This window comes from Paucibacter sp. B2R-40 (assembly GCF_025717555.1).
Classification (GTDB): Bacteria; Pseudomonadota; Gammaproteobacteria; order Burkholderiales; family Burkholderiaceae_C; genus Paucibacter_A.
This window is the reverse complement of the sequence record NZ_JAJIRP010000007.1, coordinates 253,325-269,464: the sequence shown is the minus strand read 5'-3', so window position 1 is coordinate 269,464 and position 16,140 is coordinate 253,325. Positions and strand designations below refer to the sequence as shown.

The following is a 16,140-nucleotide window of genomic DNA, read 5'->3' as shown; positions in this document are numbered from 1 at the left end:
TCAGTCCTCAAGCCGGTATGGACAAATGATCGAGAAACCAGGCGCCGGCCAACATTGCGGCTGTGTGCAGGGTGCCGGCCTCCTCGAATAGATGGCTGGCGCGAGGCACCACTTCGATGCGTTTCTCACAACGCAGGTACTTGAACGCCGCCCGGTTCAAGGCCAAAACTTCGCTGTCAGCGCCGCCCACAATCAGCAAACTGGCAGCCCGCACATGCTCCAGATAGTCATGCGCCAGATCTGGGCGACCACCGCGTGAAACCACCACTCGCCAGATTTCAGGCTGACGAGCGGCCGCCACAAACGCCGCCGCCGCACCGGTGCTCGCGCCGAACAAGCCCATAGGCAAAGCCCTTGCCGCAGGCGGCAAGGACTCCGGCACGGCCTGCAGTCGCAGTGCCAGCAACTCGATGTCGAAGACCTGAACAACTTCGGCGGCCTCTGTCTCTGTCAATAGGTCGAACAACAAGGTCGCCAAGCCCAGGCGCTGCAAAGCTTGGGCCACCTGCAGATTTCGCCTGCTGTTGCGCCCGCTGCCGCGGCCATGCGCGAACACGACCAAGCCACGGGATTTTTCGCCCATGCACAAGTCGCCGGCAAGGCGATTGCTACCGATCAGTATCCTGGACTGGCCATTCATGGTGAGGACCTTCCAAAGGCGCCAAGGGCGCCAGCAAACTTGCTCCGATATTTGCAGCTTCGCGACTCGGCGGGTTGAGCTAAATCAGCGCACGATGCGATTGCGAAAAAGAGCCCAAGGCGACCGCCCGCTTGCAATCGAAAGGATTGATTGCGAATCAGCAATTGCACCGATCAGCGTCGCTGCAAACTCTGCTAACGCCTTATCGCCTGGATAGAACCCGGCCAAGGCTTGCTTCGATGCCGACCGTCGCCGCATCGAAGCAGCGGGTGAGCCCGTGGCATGAAGGCGGCGATTCAGCTGAACTCAATCATTCAATCATCAATGGAGATGCAATCATGACCAAGAAGGCATTGCTGGTGGGAATCAACGACTACGCTCCGGCTGGCGCCGGAGGGCCGGATTTGCGGGGCTGCGTGAACGATGTGCGCGATATGGCCAATACGCTTAACGTGCTGGGCATTGTGCCGGCGGCGCCCACCACCATGAGAATACTGACTGACGCTCGCGCCACCAGAGCGGCAATTCTGACCAGCTTTCGCTGGTTGCTGACCGGCGCCAAACGGGGCGATGTGCTGGTGTTCTATTACTCGGGTCATGGCTCGCAAGTGATTGACGTAGGCGGCGAAGAAGTCGATCAGCGCGACGAGACCCTCTGTCCGCATGACTACGCCACTGCCGGCATGATCAAGGACGACGATTTGCGCTCCCTGCTGGCCGCCCTGCCCCCGGGCGTCAACCTCGATGTCATTCTGGATTCCTGTCACTCAGGCAGCGCTACCAGGGAGATGCCGCCGAGCATGATGGCCGATGAGCTGCTGGGTGAACCCGCCTTCGCCACTCGCTACATCGAACCGCCGCTCGACTATGGCTTCTTCCTGGACGCCAACCCCTCGATACCGTTGCGCTCCTTGATGAAACCAGGCGGCATGGAGGGAGGCCGGCGTGACGCCGTCGCCGTGCCGGGCCTGAACCATGTGGTCTGGGCCGGTTGCCGCGACAACCAGACCTCGGCCGAGGCGCCGATCGGCGGTGTCTGGCGCGGCGTGTTCACCTATAACTACTGCAAGGCCTTGCGCGGCGCCGGCCTAGCAGTGACCCGGCGTCGCCTAGACGCTCAGGTAACTGTCAATGTGCGCGGCATGGGTTATGCCCAGGTGGGTCAGCTTGAAGGCACAAACATCGCCTTGGATGAACGCGTCTTCACCTGAGTCGAGCAGGCCGGGCTCGGCAGCTGCTGCCGCTGAGCCTACCGGCCATACCCGATCAGAAATGGCCCAAGTTCTCCCGAGAGGACTGTCTGCATGAGCAAGAGGGTGCCGCATATACGGACCATCGCAGGGCGAGGCAGTTGGCGCACCCGCGCCTTGAATGAGTGGCTACGCTGGGCATCGCGCAAGCCACTCGGCTTTGAAGACGATGTAGCGGCGCTCAGGCGGCGCTATGAGCTGCTTGATGCGCGCCACTTCAAACTTGACCCCTCGGTACGACGCGAAGCCGTGAATTGCAACGGCGTGGCCGCCGAATGGATCAGCGTACCGCAGACGCGGCCTGGTCGCACCATCCTCTATATGCACGGGGGGTCGTTCGCCTTTCGCTTTCCGAATGCCCACGCCAGCTTTGCGGCCCGGCTGTGCCGACGCTTGGGCGCAAGCGCCTTGATGCCCGACTATCGCCTGGCACCTGAGCATCCATTCCCTGCCGCACCGGACGACTGCCAGGCCAGCTATCGCTGGCTGCTCAGCCAAGGCTGCAGGCCCGAACAACTGCTTGTGGTCGGCGACTCGGCCGGCGGCAACTTGGCGTTGGTCACCTTGCATCGCAGTTTGCTGGCCAAGGAGCCGATGCCGGCCTGTGCGGTACTGCTTTCGCCCGCTGTTGATTGCACGCTGGACAGCCCCAGCATGGCGGTCAACGAAGCGCGCGATCCGATGTTCAGCCTGCGCAATCTCTTGGTGCTGCGGCGCCTGTACGTGCCTTCGCCGCAGCTTTACACCCACCCGGATGTGTCGCCCTTGTTCGCTGACTTTGCAGGCTTCCCGCCACTCTTTTTGCAAGCCGGTCAATCCGAAATGCTTTGCGATGAGGCCATCCGCCTCGCCCACAAAGCACATGACAGCGGCGTCGATGTTGAGCTGGAGCTTTGGCCCGAAACTCCTCATCTGTTTCAAATGGCTGCTTTCCTGCCCGAAGCTGCGCGCGCAATGGACGAGATCGAAAAATTCGTCTGCGCCCGCATGGCCTAGTGCTGCCAAGATCAATGCACTCGCTCCACAAGGCCTTGCTCATCGCGATCGCCGCGCCCAAATGAGGCGCACGTCGAGCAGCCAAGAACCATGAAAAGAAGAAACCCGCCTGCGGCGGGTTTCCGAACTTGAGCTTGGATCAGCGATTCGTCGCCGTCGCGCTGGCCTGATTGGACTGGCACAACTCATCCGAGTTGGCCGCCACCCGCCGCACGACATAGTGATAGCTTGTGCCATTCACAACCGTCGCATCCAGCCAGGTCGCATAGTTCGACAACGTCTTGCCGATCAGGCTATAGGGACCACCGTTGAGCGTGCTGCGATAGACGTTATAGCTGTCCACCCCGGCGACATGGCTCCAAGTCAGCTGAATCTTGCCGGGCTTTGCCCGCGCCGCCAGATTGGCAATGCAAGCAGCACAGGCCGGATCGCCTGCGTCGCGCACATTGACATCAGCTCTCGCCACCCCGCTCAGATTGCCCAGACCGCTTGACGGGAATGAGCTGGCGGTGGTGTCGGTGACCTTCAGTTGCACCACGTAGTTACCGACACCCAGACCCTGAAAATAGGCCTTGACATCGGGCTGCGGGCCTGTGGCGCCATTGAATTGGCCGCTACCGTTCAAGTCCCAGGCATAGCTTTGAATGGTGTCGCCGGGGCGGCCGGGCTCGCTTTGCCCTTGGTCGGGGTTGACGGAGCCGGTGCCATCCAGGAACCATTTCGCGGTCGCTGGGCAGAAGTTGTAGGGTCCATTGGCATTGGCGCTAGGTGCCAAGGGCGGAATCGATACCTGCACGACGACCGTGGTGGTGGCCGACTTTTCCGGCGTGGCGTCATCGGTGACGCGCAAATTGACTGGATAGTTGCCCAGCGCCGGGAAGGAGCGCGTGACGACCGGGCCGGTTGCATCCCAAATGCCGTCGTTATTGAAGTCCCATTGCCAAGACTTGATGCTGCGTGCGCCGTCTTGGTGGAAGGAGTCGGCACCGTCCAGGGTGATGGTTTGACCCACCACCGCAGGGTTCGGGATGGCCTTAGCGACGGCCACCGGAACGCCGGATTCGAACACCGTGCGGTTCAGCATCATGATGGCCCAGGCGGTCTCGAACGGATACTGCTGCCCTTCATAATTGTGCCCCGACCAGTAGCCCGCCCCGTTTTGATCTCGAATCAAGGTGCGGGCGATGCCGTCCGAGGTCGCGGCTTGGCCGCTGCAGCTGTCGATCTTGCCCTTCTCCGCGCCATACCAATCGGTCGGTGGCTTGTCAGTGCCCTGCCTGAATGAGGCCAGGCAGGCAATCGGATTCGGGATGCCGTCGCCGTCCGGGTCATGCAGCAGCATCGCCTTGGTGAAGGAGAACAGACCGTAGTAATAAGCCTTGATGCTGTAGTAAGGGTTGCCTGGGTAAATCAGGTCATTGCCCCAGTTCTCACGCATAAAGGTCTCGGCTCCCTCCCAGCTTGGACCGCCTGCGGGCGAGCTGCCGCGCCCAATGCCGTCCATCACCAACTGCACCATGCCGGACGCCGTCACGGCATAAGGCCCCCAGACATTGCTCACCCCCTGATAGCCGAAATAGCCACCGCCATTGTTGTAAGCGGGAGGATTGGCGGCAACTTGCGAGTTTCTGAGCCATACCTTGTTCCACTCCGGCACCACATTGGGAAGCGGTGCACCGCCATGCTGAGGCAGCTGAGCGCCAAAAGAACGAGCACCCAACAGGCCGATGGCCATCCATTGCGAAATCGAGTTGTCATCGTAGCCATTGCAGCTGTAGTACCAGCCGCCACCCGGGGCCGTGTCGAATTGGCAATAGCTGATGTTGTCGACGATGTCCTGGGCGATGTCGATGTACTTGCGGCCGAACACATTGGCAGGGCCGGTCGGCGCGATCGCGTTAGGTGTGCCACTGGCGACGATGGTACTCAGCAGCATACCGGTCTGGTAAGCCTCGTTTTGAGCGTTGTAGATGGCCAAGCCGTTGCCGTTGACATCGGGGTTGTAAGTCCCGCCATTGAGACCATCGGCTTGTGAGCCAATACCTCGCGCACTCAGTTGGGTGAACAAAAAGCGCATGCCTCGCGTGACCGTTTCCGCGTAAGGGTTGTCGGCAGAGCCAGCCACCTGATGCCCGTTCACCATGAAAGCATTCAAGTTTGCGGCGGTGACGCCGTGATAGCCGCTTGAAGCCGCGCCGCCCTGCTGCCAGTTGCTGCAATCGGAGCAAGCGCCGGGCGAGCGGAATTGGGTCTTGTGCAGGTACCACAAGCCCTCGTCGATCGCCACATTGGCCTCGACCTCCAGGCTCTTGGTCTTCATTTCAACGTAGTAGGTGCGGCTGGCCGCCTGACCCGTGTTCAGGTCCGTCACCGTCAGCCGTGCGGACCAGACCTGCCCGGCTGGCCCCGCATAGGTATGGCTGGCATCGATCGCGTTCATATCGCTGACCACACCCAGAGCCGGCGCACTGCCGTCACCGAAGTCCCAGGCATATTGAAAGTTGGCACCCTGTTGACTCGAAGTTCCCTTGAGTCGCACCGCCCTGCCCGGATAGGTGCTGTGCGGGATCTGCGGATGGGTCGCCACCCAGGGCACCGTCTTCACCACCGGCATGACGGCCTGAGCCGGCAGGACCGCGAAAGCCCCGAATGCCCCGGCGGCCAAGACCCCCAGGGTTGCTAAGGAGGCGCGCTTGGCGCCGGGTTTTTTCGAGTTCATTGTTGAATCCTTTTAAACAACAAATGGAGCGAGCAAAGCAACTCCCTGTGCCTGCGGGCTGGCCGCTTGGCACATCTGAGAAGCAGGCAGTGAGGAGCGGCCCGCAGCGCAAGGGCCGCGCCGAGACTCAGCGAGCGGGCGCGGAGGCCGGCAAGCGACGGCTGCTAGCCAGGGCCGCCAGCAAACCCAGCCCGACCAAGCCTAGCGAGGCCGGTTCGGGGATGTGTCCGTCTTGCTCGATAAGCAAGCTGCTGGACATATAGATGGCCGCTTGACTGTCTGGGTCGAACTGCTTCAAGTAGAAGCCTCCAACCGGGGCGATATCGGAAAACAGAAAGCTTATCGTGGCGGTCTCCCCAGCGTTGAGGGCAAAGTGCCAGTCGGTGGCCATCGAGACATCGTCTTCCGAGCCTGCGGGCACACCGTTGAGACCGTCCAGTTGGCCAGCCAGGAAGTTGCCGTAGATATTGCCGAACGTGAAGCCCGGTTCATCAATCTCCCAGCCTTGCCCGGCCGCGGCAATGCCCGAACTGCTGCCGCTTTCATTAAAGAAGGTATTGACGGTCTCATCGATTTCATGATCGACGAACAAACCGGCATAGCGATTGCCCGCGCCGCTCAGCTTGACAGAGATCGAGCCCAAGCCGCTGCTGGTGTTGAAGCCCGCGATATTCACGCCCGCTGGCGCTGCGCCATTGCTGACGGCACCATCGATATTGAAGGCGAATTCGGCCAAGCTGATAACCGCACTCGCTTGAACAGAGCTCATCAGCATCGTTGCCCAGACTGCGAGCCAACCGAAAAGGAATTTCTTCATTGCTGCCACCCTTCTTATGCATCACTTGGTTAGAAATTGCCTGGATTGGGCCGACAAGAAACAGCGAAAGCTCCTGCGGGTACTAACTCAGACATTGGACTGACAGCCTGCAAGGATTGATTGATCGCTCGCTGGGGCCGACGATTGATTGGAGCTTGTAGCTCGCGGTCGAACTTGAGTTTGAGCAACGGCGCATCAAGTCCGAAGCAAGGACTTGCTCAAACCAGCGCCGCGCGGATTGCGTCATCAACATCCTTGAGCCAAACAAACTGCAGGGCTTGACGAGTCGAGTCGGGTACCTCGCGGAGGTCCTTCTCGTTGCGAGCCGGCAGCATCACGACCGTCAAGCCGGCGCGCTGCGCAGCCAGGATCTTGTCTCTGATGCCGCCCACCGGGAGCACCATGCCGCGTAGGCTGATCTCGCCTGTCATGGCGACTTCATGGCGCACCACGCGGTTGGTGAAAAGGGAAGCAAGGGCAATGAACATCGCCACGCCGGCGCTTGGGCCGTCTTTGGGAATGGCTCCGGCCGGCACATGCACGTGGATATCGACGGCGTCAAATGCGCTGGCCGCAATCTCCATGCTGGCGGCGCGCGACTTGACCAGGGTCAGCGCGGCCTGCGCGCTCTCTTTCATCACCTCTCCAAGCTGGCCGGTCAAAATCAGTTTGCCGCTGCCGGCCACACGCATCGCTTCAACGAAGAGGATATCGCCGCCCACCGGCGTCCAAGCCAGTCCGGTCGCCACACCGGGCGAGTTGGTGCGCAGCCCCACCTCATGCTCGAATTGAATTGGCCCGAGGATGGCGTCGAGGTCGGCCGCCTCGATCTGCACCATGGCTAGCTCGCCGCCGGCTACTTGCATCGCTGCATGGCGCATAGTCCGGGCGATCTCGCGCTCCAATTGACGCACCCCTGCCTCGCGCGTGTAGTCGGCCACCAGCGCACGCAGTGCGGCGTCACTGAACTCGCATTGCTCGGCGCTCAGGCCGTTGCGCTCGCGCTGGCGCGGCAGCAGATAGCGGCGCGCGATCTGGATTTTTTCTTCCTGCGTGTAGCCGGGTAGCTCAATGACTTCCATGCGGTCACGCACCGCCGGCGGCACCTGATCGATGACGTTGGCGGTGGCAATGAACACCACCCGACTCAGATCAAAGGGTTGGCCCAGATAGTTGTCGCGGAAGCTTGCATTCTGCTCCGGGTCCAATACCTCCAGCAAGGCGGCCGACGGGTCACCATGTGCACTGGCCGTTATCTTATCGACCTCGTCCAGCATCATCACGCAGTTGCGTGCGCCGGCCTTGCGCAGGCCTTGCAAGATATTCCCCGGCATTGAGCCGATATAGGTGCGACGGTGGCCGCGAATTTCGGCCTCGTCATGCACGCCGCCCAGCGACACCCGCACGAAGGGTCGGCCCAGCGCCCTCGCAATGCTTTGCCCCAGCGAGGTCTTGCCGACACCGGGCGGGCCGACAAAGCACAAGATCGGCGCGCGCCCGCTTGGATTGAGCTTTTGCACCGCCAGGAATTCGACGATGCGTTGCTTGATTCTTTCCAGCCCATGATGATCGGCCTCCAGCACCGCGCGGGCTTCCTTCAGATCGATCTCGCTCGCTGTGGGCGCGCCCCAAGGCAGATCGGTCAGCCATTCCAAGTAGGTGAACTGCATCGAATATTCGCTCGACGCATCGGACATGCGCTTGAGCCGCGCCAGCTCTTTGCGTGCCTGCACTTCAACTTCGCTGGGCATGCCGGCCTTGGCGATCAAGCCTTCGAGTTTCTGCACGTTCTCATCGACGGTGTCATCCTCGCCCAACTCATGCTGAATCGTTTTGAGCTGTTCGCGCAGCAGGAATTTACGCTGCCTGTCGTCGAGCTGTTCCTTGGTGCGGTCGCCAATTTCCTGCGACAGGCGCAAGACCTCGATGCGCCGGGTCAGCATGAGCAAGACCTTGTTCAAACGTTCTTCAGGCTCCAAGGTTTCAAGCAGCGCCTGCTTTTCGGCCAGTTCGCCGTCCAGCAGGCTGGCGACGATATCGGCCAGTTGTGAGCCGTCACGGGTGGCCTGCAAGACATGGGCCAACTCGGCCGGAACGGCCGGCAGCAATTGCAAAATCTCGATTGCGCGCTCGCGCAACTGCAAGCCCAACGCTTCGGCCCGCGGCGTTGAGTGAGTATCCTCATTCACCATTTCCACCCGCGCCGCCAAGAACGGATAGTCGGGCAGCAACTCTTTGATGCGAAAGCGCTGCACCCCCTGGCAGACCGCGTGATGCATCTCGTCGCTGGAGCTGCTGTATTGATAAATCTTGGCCAATGTACCCACCTCGCACAACTCGGCCAGCGAGGGCTCGTCAATGCGAGCATCGCGCTGCAGCACAATCCCTAAGGTCCCGCCATGCTGACGCGCAAACTGCACGGCAGCAACCGACTTCGGTCGCCCGACTGTGATCGGCACCAGCACATGCGGAAACAGCACCACATTGCGCATAGGCACCAAGGCGATCACATCGGCCGGCAGTACCCCTTCAACGTTGGCATTTGACATGGCGCCTCCCACTTGAGCCTTAGTCTGCTCCCGGCATGCAAGCGGCACGCGCCGCCGCGCTATGCGCGGTCTGGCTTGTCATGCCTAGGATTGGCTTAACCTTTGAAACGCTGTCGGCCTTGCTCAAGTCTGGCGCAAGGTGGCCGGCGCCGGGCAATTGGCGCCCAAGCCGATAGAGGCTGGCGCTTGCGTCGCGGCCATGCACGCGGCCCAGCAACTCATCGACCGCACTGCGTGTGCAGTGGGAGAACGCTTTCAAGGCCGGCAAGTCGAGAATTTGGACCTCGCGGTTCTTGACCTGCAAATAGCCCAGCTCGGCCATCATGCTGAAAGAGCGGCTGACGGTCTCATGCGCCACACCAAGGTGGCTGGCGATGTCACGCCGACACATGCGCAGCAACAGGCGCAGTGGCGACTGGCCGCAAGCCTGCATGCGCGCCGACAAATCCACCAGAAAACGTGCCAAACGCACTTCGGCCGCCACTGCAGCCATCAAGTCGGCCACATCGCCTTGCCGGATCAACTGCCGGCTGACAGCCTTGTTCAGCATGCGCTCAAAGCCAGGCACGCTTTGACCAAAAATATGGGCATCCTGGAAACGCACCGCATAGACCGTCGAATCCTCGATTGCGACGGCCTCGGTCGGATGCCTGCCCTGGCAGAGTGCGTCATAACCGAGCAAATCGCCGGCGCTGGCAAAAGCGCGCACTTGCTGATAGCCATCTTCGCAGGTTCGAAAACATTTGAACCAGCCCAGGCTGACAAAGTAGAAGGCTTCGGCCGGGCTGCCCTCATGGAACAAGGTCGCTCCGACGCGCATTTGCCGGGTAAGCACCGGAATACTGTCGCAGCGCGCATTGATCTCGGCTTGCGCGCCCATCAGACGGAACAGGTCCGACAAGCTTTTGCGGCCGGCCGAGGCAGCCCGCGCCGGGCTGCACTCAGGTGCGCACCGGCCGGCGACGGTCAATTCGAGCCTTTGATTCATCATCTGTCTCCTAAGGAATAGTCCCGGTCCCAATGCTTGAAGCATCCAGCCTGAGCGCGTCGGCGGCAATCGGCGCACCGGCAGACAAGCTGTCGGAGTTTCAGCAGCCAGCCGGCGGAATTCCTAAGGCCAATTCGGAAAAGTCCTAACGCCTTTGCGGTACGCAATCCAATTAAGATCGCGAGAAGGCCGATCCGGCCCATACAGTCGCCCTGCAGACTTTCAGTGAAACGCATTCATGCACGAGCTCGAACCGTCCGATCACCCAAGCGAACTGTTGGCCAGCAATGAAGCGGGCTCGCGCGCGAGCCAAGCGGCAGCAGACGCGCTGTACCTTGTCGAGGCCACTTCGAATGAGAGCGCCAAGGCCAACGAGAGCGCGGTCAAGGCGGCCTTCGACGGCATCATCAGCGTCGACGAGCAGCAGCGCATCGTCTTGATCAATCCCGCTGCATTGCGCATGTTCGGCTGCAGTGCGCAGGAGGTGATTGGCTGCGACTTGGCCCGGTTCATTCCGGTCGAATACCGGGCGCGCCATGCCGAGCATTTCCGCAACTACGCGAAACACCCGCAGCCAGACCGCGCCATGAGCCAGCGCGGCGATCTCTTTGCGGTTCGTGCCAATGGTGAACGCTTCCCGGTGTCGGTGACCATTTCCCACTCCCATGGCGCGAACGATCTAGGGTTTCCGCGCATGCTTTCCACTGCCCTGGTGCGTGACCTCAGCGTCGAGCAAGACCTGCGGGCCGAGCTGGCCGGCATGAAGCTTCAGTTCCGGCGTCTGTTCGAACTCGCGCCGGTTGCAATGCTGATTACCGAGGACGACACCATCGTTTTCGCCAACCGCAGCTGCTTGGCGCTGCTCGGCGCCAAGCGGCCGGAGCAGATCCTTGGGCGGCCGGTCTTTGAATTGCTGCACAGGGATTCCCATGCCGTCTTGAAGCAGCAGATGCAAAGAGCCCTGAGGGTGCCTAGCGGCAGTCTTTGCATGATGTCCGAGCAGATCACACGTTTGGACGGGGAACTGCGCAAGGTCGAGATCGCCATTGCGACGCTGCCTGGCGCGCACAAGTCCACCATCCAGATGGTGCTCAGCGATATCACCCAGCAAGAACAGGCCAGCCAAGAACTGCATCACTCGCGCCACGAGTTGCGCCGGCTGTCGGCCAGCTTGATCGACGCCCGCGAAGAAGAGCGTCGCCGCATTGCGCGCGAATTGCATGATGAACTGGGCCAGCGCTTGAGCGCTCTGAAGATGGAGCTGGCGGATGTTGGAGAAGAACTCCATGGCCGTGCCATCCAGTTGCGAATGCACGGCATGCTGGCCATGCTGGACGAAACTGTCGCTTCGGTGCGCCGTATCGCCACCGATCTGCGCCCTTTGATGCTGGATGACCTGGGCCTCAATGCCGCGATCGAATGGCTGGCGCGTGAATACGCCCGCCGCATGGACATCGAGATCACGGTGCGCCTGGATGAAGAGGAACCGCAGATGGAGCCTCGCATGGCCACGGCACTCTACAGGATGGTGCAAGAAGCGCTGACCAATGTGGCTCGCCACGCACGTGCCACCGATGTGCAGATCGAATTGCGGGTTGAGGGCAAAGAGTTGGCGCTGACGATACAAGACAACGGCATCGGCTTCCCCATCAGCGCCAAGCGCAAAGAGAACTCCTTCGGCTTGCTGGGCATGCGCGAGCGGGCCTTGTTGCTGCAGGGCCAGATGCTGACCGACAACCCACCCGGTGGCGGCGGCCGCATCCGCATCCGCCTGCCCTTGCCGCCGCAATTGTCCAAGCAGCAACTGCTGGCGCAGCAACAGAAGGCTTTCGACCAGGAGTTGCATCATATGCAGGCCAGCCAAATCATCGGGCCGGACTCGCCATGAACTCGCCATGAACCCGCCTACATTGCCTACTCAACGCTTGCTGTTGGTGGATGACCATTCGGTCGTCCGGGAAGGCGTGCGGCGCATTCTTGAGGCTCACGAACAAAGCTGGTTGATCGACGAGGCCAGCAACGGCTTTGATGCGCTGGCCTTCTTGCGCCAAAACGAAATCAATTTGGTCATCGCCGACTTGTCAATGCCAGGGCTGAACGGGGTTGATTTGATACAGCGGATTCGCGCGCTATTGCCTCATGTGCGCATTCTGGTGCTGAGCATGCATGCGGAGGAGCAGTATGCGATGCGCGCATTCAAGGCCGGTGCAAATGGCTATTTGACCAAGGACAGCGCCGCCAAAGAGCTGTTGGTTGCCGTCCAGAAGTTGCTGAACGGTGGCACTTATGTCAGCACCACCCTGGCCGAACGGGTGGTGCAGCAACTCAACGGCGGGGTCGACATTCCCAGCCACGCCACACTCTCCAACCGCGAATTGGAGGTCTTGCGCCGCCTCGTCGATGGCCAACGTCTGACCGAGATCGCAGAGGACTTGCATCTGTCGATCAAGACCATCAGCACCCACAAAACCCGTATTCAAGAAAAGCTGCAACTGCCCAATCTCGCGGCTCTCGTGCGCTATGGTCTGGAGAACCAACTGGGCGAGCAGCCAGCGCCCACCGTGCCAGGCCTGCTGAACTGAGGAGGCTCGAAGCCCGCTCGGTCAAGCCAACTCAGCTGTTGCGCCGCCCCCCGGCTTGGCGGCGCAAAGCAACTTGTGCCGAAGCATCCTCCTGTTCGGGCTGCGGCTCGTTTGCGAGTAGTGCTGTGGGTGTCGCTTTCCGCCGATTCTCAAAATTGATCACCTGAGCTGAGACGCGCCGATCGACTACCAAGCCATTGACTTGGGACTGCGTCACGCTAGCGCGTTGACCCCAGGAGACAAAGGCATCGCAAGATTGACCGATGCAGTCGCCCTGCGCCCGCGACACGATGTCATGCCAACGACGAATACCGTCAGCAAGGCGTTCCGCGACGGCCGGGTAAAACATCCCCAGGCGCCAAGGTGCACCGAAGAAGCCGTCAATACTCAGGGGCGGCAGCAGCACCGGTACGCTGTCACTGAGCGTGTCGGCGAACAAGTCGCTTTGCAATTGAAACAATTGCTGCTGGGCGCCGACAACGCTGCCCAGCCAGCGGTCACGCTGGTCCAGCAGCGGTTTCATGGGTTTTAAAAAGGCCGGCAGATCGCCGGCTTGTTGAATTGCGGTCATTGGCGTCACCTGATGAAGCGGATAAGAATCACAAGCCGACTGTCGATGCAGCGCCAACGCCTCGAATTGCGTATCCTCAAGTTGAGCGCAACTTAGGCACACCTCAGGCGCCAATTTGGCGAAAACAGGCCACCTAGGCCGCTGCACCCAAGCTCTCGAAAGTCTGTCGCCTACGCCCGCCAAGCCAAGAGCGCCGGTCTTGCGTCAACTCAATGCCGGCAGCAAAAGTCGCCCTAGACTTGACCGTCGAAATACGGGCTTATGCCCCATCCGTCTTGCGTTGAGGAGCCTACATCTTGCGCGAACCCCGTTTGTCTTTTGTGCTGCTGCATGAGGCGATGGTCTGCATCACGCAGGACCAGATCATCTTGGCTGACCATCCCCCTCGGTGCCACGCCGACCCCGGGCTTTGGCCGCAGCTGCGCGCCCGTCTGCTGGGCCTACGCGCATTCATGGCGCCTCGTGGTGGTGCGAGCGGCGGCCTGGCAGGCGATCAAGCGCAGGGCGTGGCGCGACTTGCTTGCCCGCGTTAGCCCGGACAGCGGCGCCGGATTCGAGGCGCCCTAGGCGGCAGCACCTCTGGTCTGTTCGGCAGGTCCATCTGCCCCGGTTTGCTGGACTGGCAAATCCGGCCAGCCGTCACGATGGCGGGCCAACACCATCGTGGCTTGCGGCACGTTCAATGGCGCACCGAACAAAAAGCCCTGCACGATGTCGCAATGCTGCTCACGCAAGAAATCCATTTGCTCGCTCGTTTCCACGCCTTCCGCCACCACGCCCATGCCCAGGGTATGGGTCATCGAAATCATCGCGGCGGTGATCGCTTGGCTGTCGCCATCGAAGGCCAGATGGCGCACGAACATCTTGTCGATCTTGATCACATCGATGGGCAAATGTTTGAGCAGGCCCAGCGATGAAAAGCCGGTGCCGAAATCATCAATCGCGATGCGCACGCCCAAGCCGCGCAGCTTGCTCAAGACTTCAACGCTCTGCGGCATTGACTGCAAGAGGCTCTCGGTGATCTCGATACCGAGCTTGATGGAGTCGCCGGGCAGTTGGTTTTCGTGCATAGCCTGCGCGATCGAGTCCTCAATTCCGTTGTGCAGAATCTGCCTTGGCGAAACATTGACCCACAGATAGCCCAACTTGAAGCCTTGCTCACGCCAAAGTTTCGCTTGCCGGCAGCCCTGCAGGATGACCCAGCGCCCGATCTCGCTGATCAGGCCGGTCTCTTCGGCCACACCGATGAAGGCATCTGGCTGAACCAAGCCGCGCTCGGGATGGTGCCAGCGCAGCAAAGCTTCCATGCCGACGATGCGGCCGCTGGTCATGTCGACTTGTGGCTGGTAGAAAAGCTCCAACTGCTGTTCGCTCAAGGCCGCGCGCAAGCCGCGCTCAATCAGCACCCGCTCAACCGCGGAGGCCATGATCTCGGTGGAATAAAAAGCAAAGGTCTTGCGCCCGTGTTGTTTGGCGCGGTACATGGCAGCGTCGGCCGCACGGGTCAGATCTTCGATACAGGCGCCATCGGCCGGGTAGAACGCAATGCCAATGCTCGGCGAAATGGTGACCTGATTGCCTTCCAGCTGCATAGGCTCCGACAGCGCCGCGATGATCTTGTGCGCCATGCTCGCCGCATCGTCGGGCGAACCGACATCCTCCAGCGCCACCGTGAACTCATCTCCGCCAAGTCGAGCCACGGCGTCCTGCGCACGTACCGAGTTACGCAGGCGGCGGGCGATTTCATGCAGCAGCTTGTCACCCACCGCGTGGCCCATGGTGTCGTTGATCAGCTTGAAATGATCCAGATCCAGAAACAGCAAGGCAATGCTCTTGCCCCCGCGCTTGGCACGCTCGATCGAACGCGCCAAGTCGTTGGCGAACAACAAGCGGTTCGGCAACCCGGTCAGCGCATCGTGATGGGCTAAATGGTGCAGTCGCTCTTCGGCGTTCTTGAGCGAATGAATATCCGAGAACAGCGCGACATAGTTTTCCACTTGACCTGATGCATTTTTGACGGCGCTGATGGTCTGCCAACTGGGGAAGAGCTCGCCATTCTTGCGCCGATTCCATATCTCGCCTTGCCAATGCCCGCGCTCAGTCAGGCTTTGCCACATATGCGAAAAAAATTCCGCATCATGGCGGCCCGAGTTTTGAAAATGCGGGTTCAGGCCTATCACCTCATCAGCCGTGTAGCCGGTGATGGTGGTGAAGGCGGGGTTAACGGTCGTGACGCGGGCCTGGGCGTCGGTGATCATGATGGCTTCACGGGCATTGTCGAAAACGATGTCCGACTGGCGAATATGCTGTTGCGAACGCTGGCCTTCAGACAGGTCGCGCAGCAGCAACTGCCAGCGCTCGCCCGGCAGTGGGTTGATCACCAACTCAACCGCCAGCATCTGCCCATCTTGGCAGCGCATCTCGGTCTGCCGCAATTCGCCGGCAAGGACGGGCGTCGGTTTGTCACCGATGTCCTCGAACTCGGCCGCCGGCAACAAGTCGGACAAGGGGTGGCCGGATAGATCTAGCGCGCTATAGCCGCTCAAACGCGCCACCAGCGGACTGACCTCCAGCAGCAAGCCATGCGCGCTGAAGACCAATTCGCCGAGCCAGGGCTGTGCCAGCACACGCTGCAGACGCTGTTCGCTGCGCCGCAAACGGCCGGCAAACGTGCCCAGCCCCAAGCCCATCAAGGCCAGCAAGGCGGCAAAAAACAATGCCCAATCAGGCGGACCGAAAGGAGGATGAGGCAGCCATTGCAAGGCGAGCACCAACAAGGGCAGCAGCAATGCCACCACCCACAGCAAGGTGAGCAGCAAGCGCCCCTGATCTTGCAACTCGGTGGCATCGCCAAACGCCTCGCTATGGGCTTGAGCTTCAAAATTTGATAAGGGCATGGTCATCTGCCCATCCTCGGCCTTGCCGCATGACCTGCGTTGACAAGTCTCAATGACCTGCCAATTGGCCAATTGGCCAATTGACCGCTTGACCGATTGACCGATTGACCGATTGGCCAATTGGCAAAATT

At 60.8% G+C, this 16,140-nt stretch carries 12 protein-coding genes; 5 read left to right on the top strand and 7 right to left on the bottom strand.

Annotation, left to right across the window (positions count from 1 at the left end; all coding sequences use genetic code 11):
* Positions 1 to 7: 7 nt before the first annotated feature.
* Positions 8 to 640: a dienelactone hydrolase family protein gene (locus LNV09_RS15975; protein WP_263558055.1), complete on the bottom strand. Its 633-nt coding sequence runs from the start codon at positions 638 to 640 to the stop codon at positions 8 to 10.
* 338 nt (positions 641 to 978) lie between these two features.
* Here LNV09_RS15975 and LNV09_RS15970 point away from each other — a divergent pair, with 338 nt between their 5' ends.
* Both LNV09_RS15970 and LNV09_RS15965 read left to right on the top strand, forming a co-directional pair.
* Positions 979 to 1,851 carry a caspase family protein gene (locus LNV09_RS15970; RefSeq protein ID WP_263558054.1) on the top strand — a complete coding sequence of 291 codons (873 nt, stop codon included), beginning with the start codon at positions 979 to 981 and terminating at the stop codon, positions 1,849 to 1,851.
* Between the two features lie 93 nt (positions 1,852 to 1,944).
* A complete protein-coding gene (locus LNV09_RS15965; RefSeq protein ID WP_263558053.1) occupies positions 1,945 to 2,886 on the top strand; it encodes an alpha/beta hydrolase in 942 nt (313 codons plus the stop codon).
* 139 nt (positions 2,887 to 3,025) lie between these two features.
* Here LNV09_RS15965 and LNV09_RS15960 read toward each other — a convergent pair whose 3' ends face one another.
* The 4 genes from LNV09_RS15960 to LNV09_RS15945 form a co-directional block, all read right to left on the bottom strand.
* Positions 3,026 to 5,605 (bottom strand): PKD domain-containing protein, encoded by a 2,580-nt coding sequence (locus tag LNV09_RS15960; RefSeq protein ID WP_263558052.1) that lies wholly within the window; start codon positions 5,603 to 5,605, stop codon positions 3,026 to 3,028.
* Between the two features lie 127 nt (positions 5,606 to 5,732).
* Positions 5,733 to 6,422 carry a PEP-CTERM sorting domain-containing protein gene (locus LNV09_RS15955; RefSeq protein WP_263558051.1) on the bottom strand — a complete coding sequence of 230 codons (690 nt, stop codon included), beginning with the start codon at positions 6,420 to 6,422 and terminating at the stop codon, positions 5,733 to 5,735.
* Between the two features lie 218 nt (positions 6,423 to 6,640).
* Entirely contained in the window at positions 6,641 to 8,971 is a 2,331-nt protein-coding gene (gene lon, locus LNV09_RS15950; RefSeq protein ID WP_263558050.1) for an endopeptidase La, read from the bottom strand.
* A gap of 19 nt (positions 8,972 to 8,990) precedes the next feature.
* The gene (locus tag LNV09_RS15945; RefSeq protein WP_263558049.1) at positions 8,991 to 9,959 is read right to left on the bottom strand and encodes a Crp/Fnr family transcriptional regulator; all 969 of its coding nucleotides are present in this window, start codon (positions 9,957 to 9,959) and stop codon (positions 8,991 to 8,993) included.
* Between the two features lie 238 nt (positions 9,960 to 10,197).
* On the opposite strand from LNV09_RS15945, the gene LNV09_RS15940 reads away from it, so the two are divergent.
* Together LNV09_RS15940 and LNV09_RS15935 are read left to right on the top strand one after the other, a co-directional pair.
* On the top strand, positions 10,198 to 11,847 hold the full coding sequence (locus LNV09_RS15940) for a PAS domain-containing sensor histidine kinase (RefSeq protein WP_263558048.1): 1,650 nt from the start codon (positions 10,198 to 10,200) through the stop codon (positions 11,845 to 11,847).
* A 7-nt stretch (positions 11,848 to 11,854) separates the two neighbouring features.
* Positions 11,855 to 12,541 carry a response regulator gene (locus LNV09_RS15935; protein WP_263558047.1) on the top strand — a complete coding sequence of 229 codons (687 nt, stop codon included), beginning with the start codon at positions 11,855 to 11,857 and terminating at the stop codon, positions 12,539 to 12,541.
* A 31-nt stretch (positions 12,542 to 12,572) separates the two neighbouring features.
* Here the strand turns inward: LNV09_RS15935 and LNV09_RS15930 are convergent, their stop codons facing one another.
* Complete coding sequence (locus LNV09_RS15930) at positions 12,573 to 13,112, bottom strand: hypothetical protein (protein WP_263558046.1); 540 nt, start codon at positions 13,110 to 13,112, stop codon at positions 12,573 to 12,575.
* Between the two features lie 296 nt (positions 13,113 to 13,408).
* Here LNV09_RS15930 and LNV09_RS15925 point away from each other — a divergent pair, with 296 nt between their 5' ends.
* Entirely contained in the window at positions 13,409 to 13,645 is a 237-nt protein-coding gene (locus tag LNV09_RS15925) for a hypothetical protein (protein ID WP_263558045.1), read from the top strand.
* A 30-nt stretch (positions 13,646 to 13,675) separates the two neighbouring features.
* Here the strand turns inward: LNV09_RS15925 and LNV09_RS15920 are convergent, their stop codons facing one another.
* Positions 13,676 to 16,009, bottom strand: coding sequence for a putative bifunctional diguanylate cyclase/phosphodiesterase (locus tag LNV09_RS15920; RefSeq protein WP_263558044.1), 2,334 nt, complete (start codon positions 16,007 to 16,009; stop codon positions 13,676 to 13,678).
* Between the last annotated feature and the right edge of the window lie 131 nt (positions 16,010 to 16,140).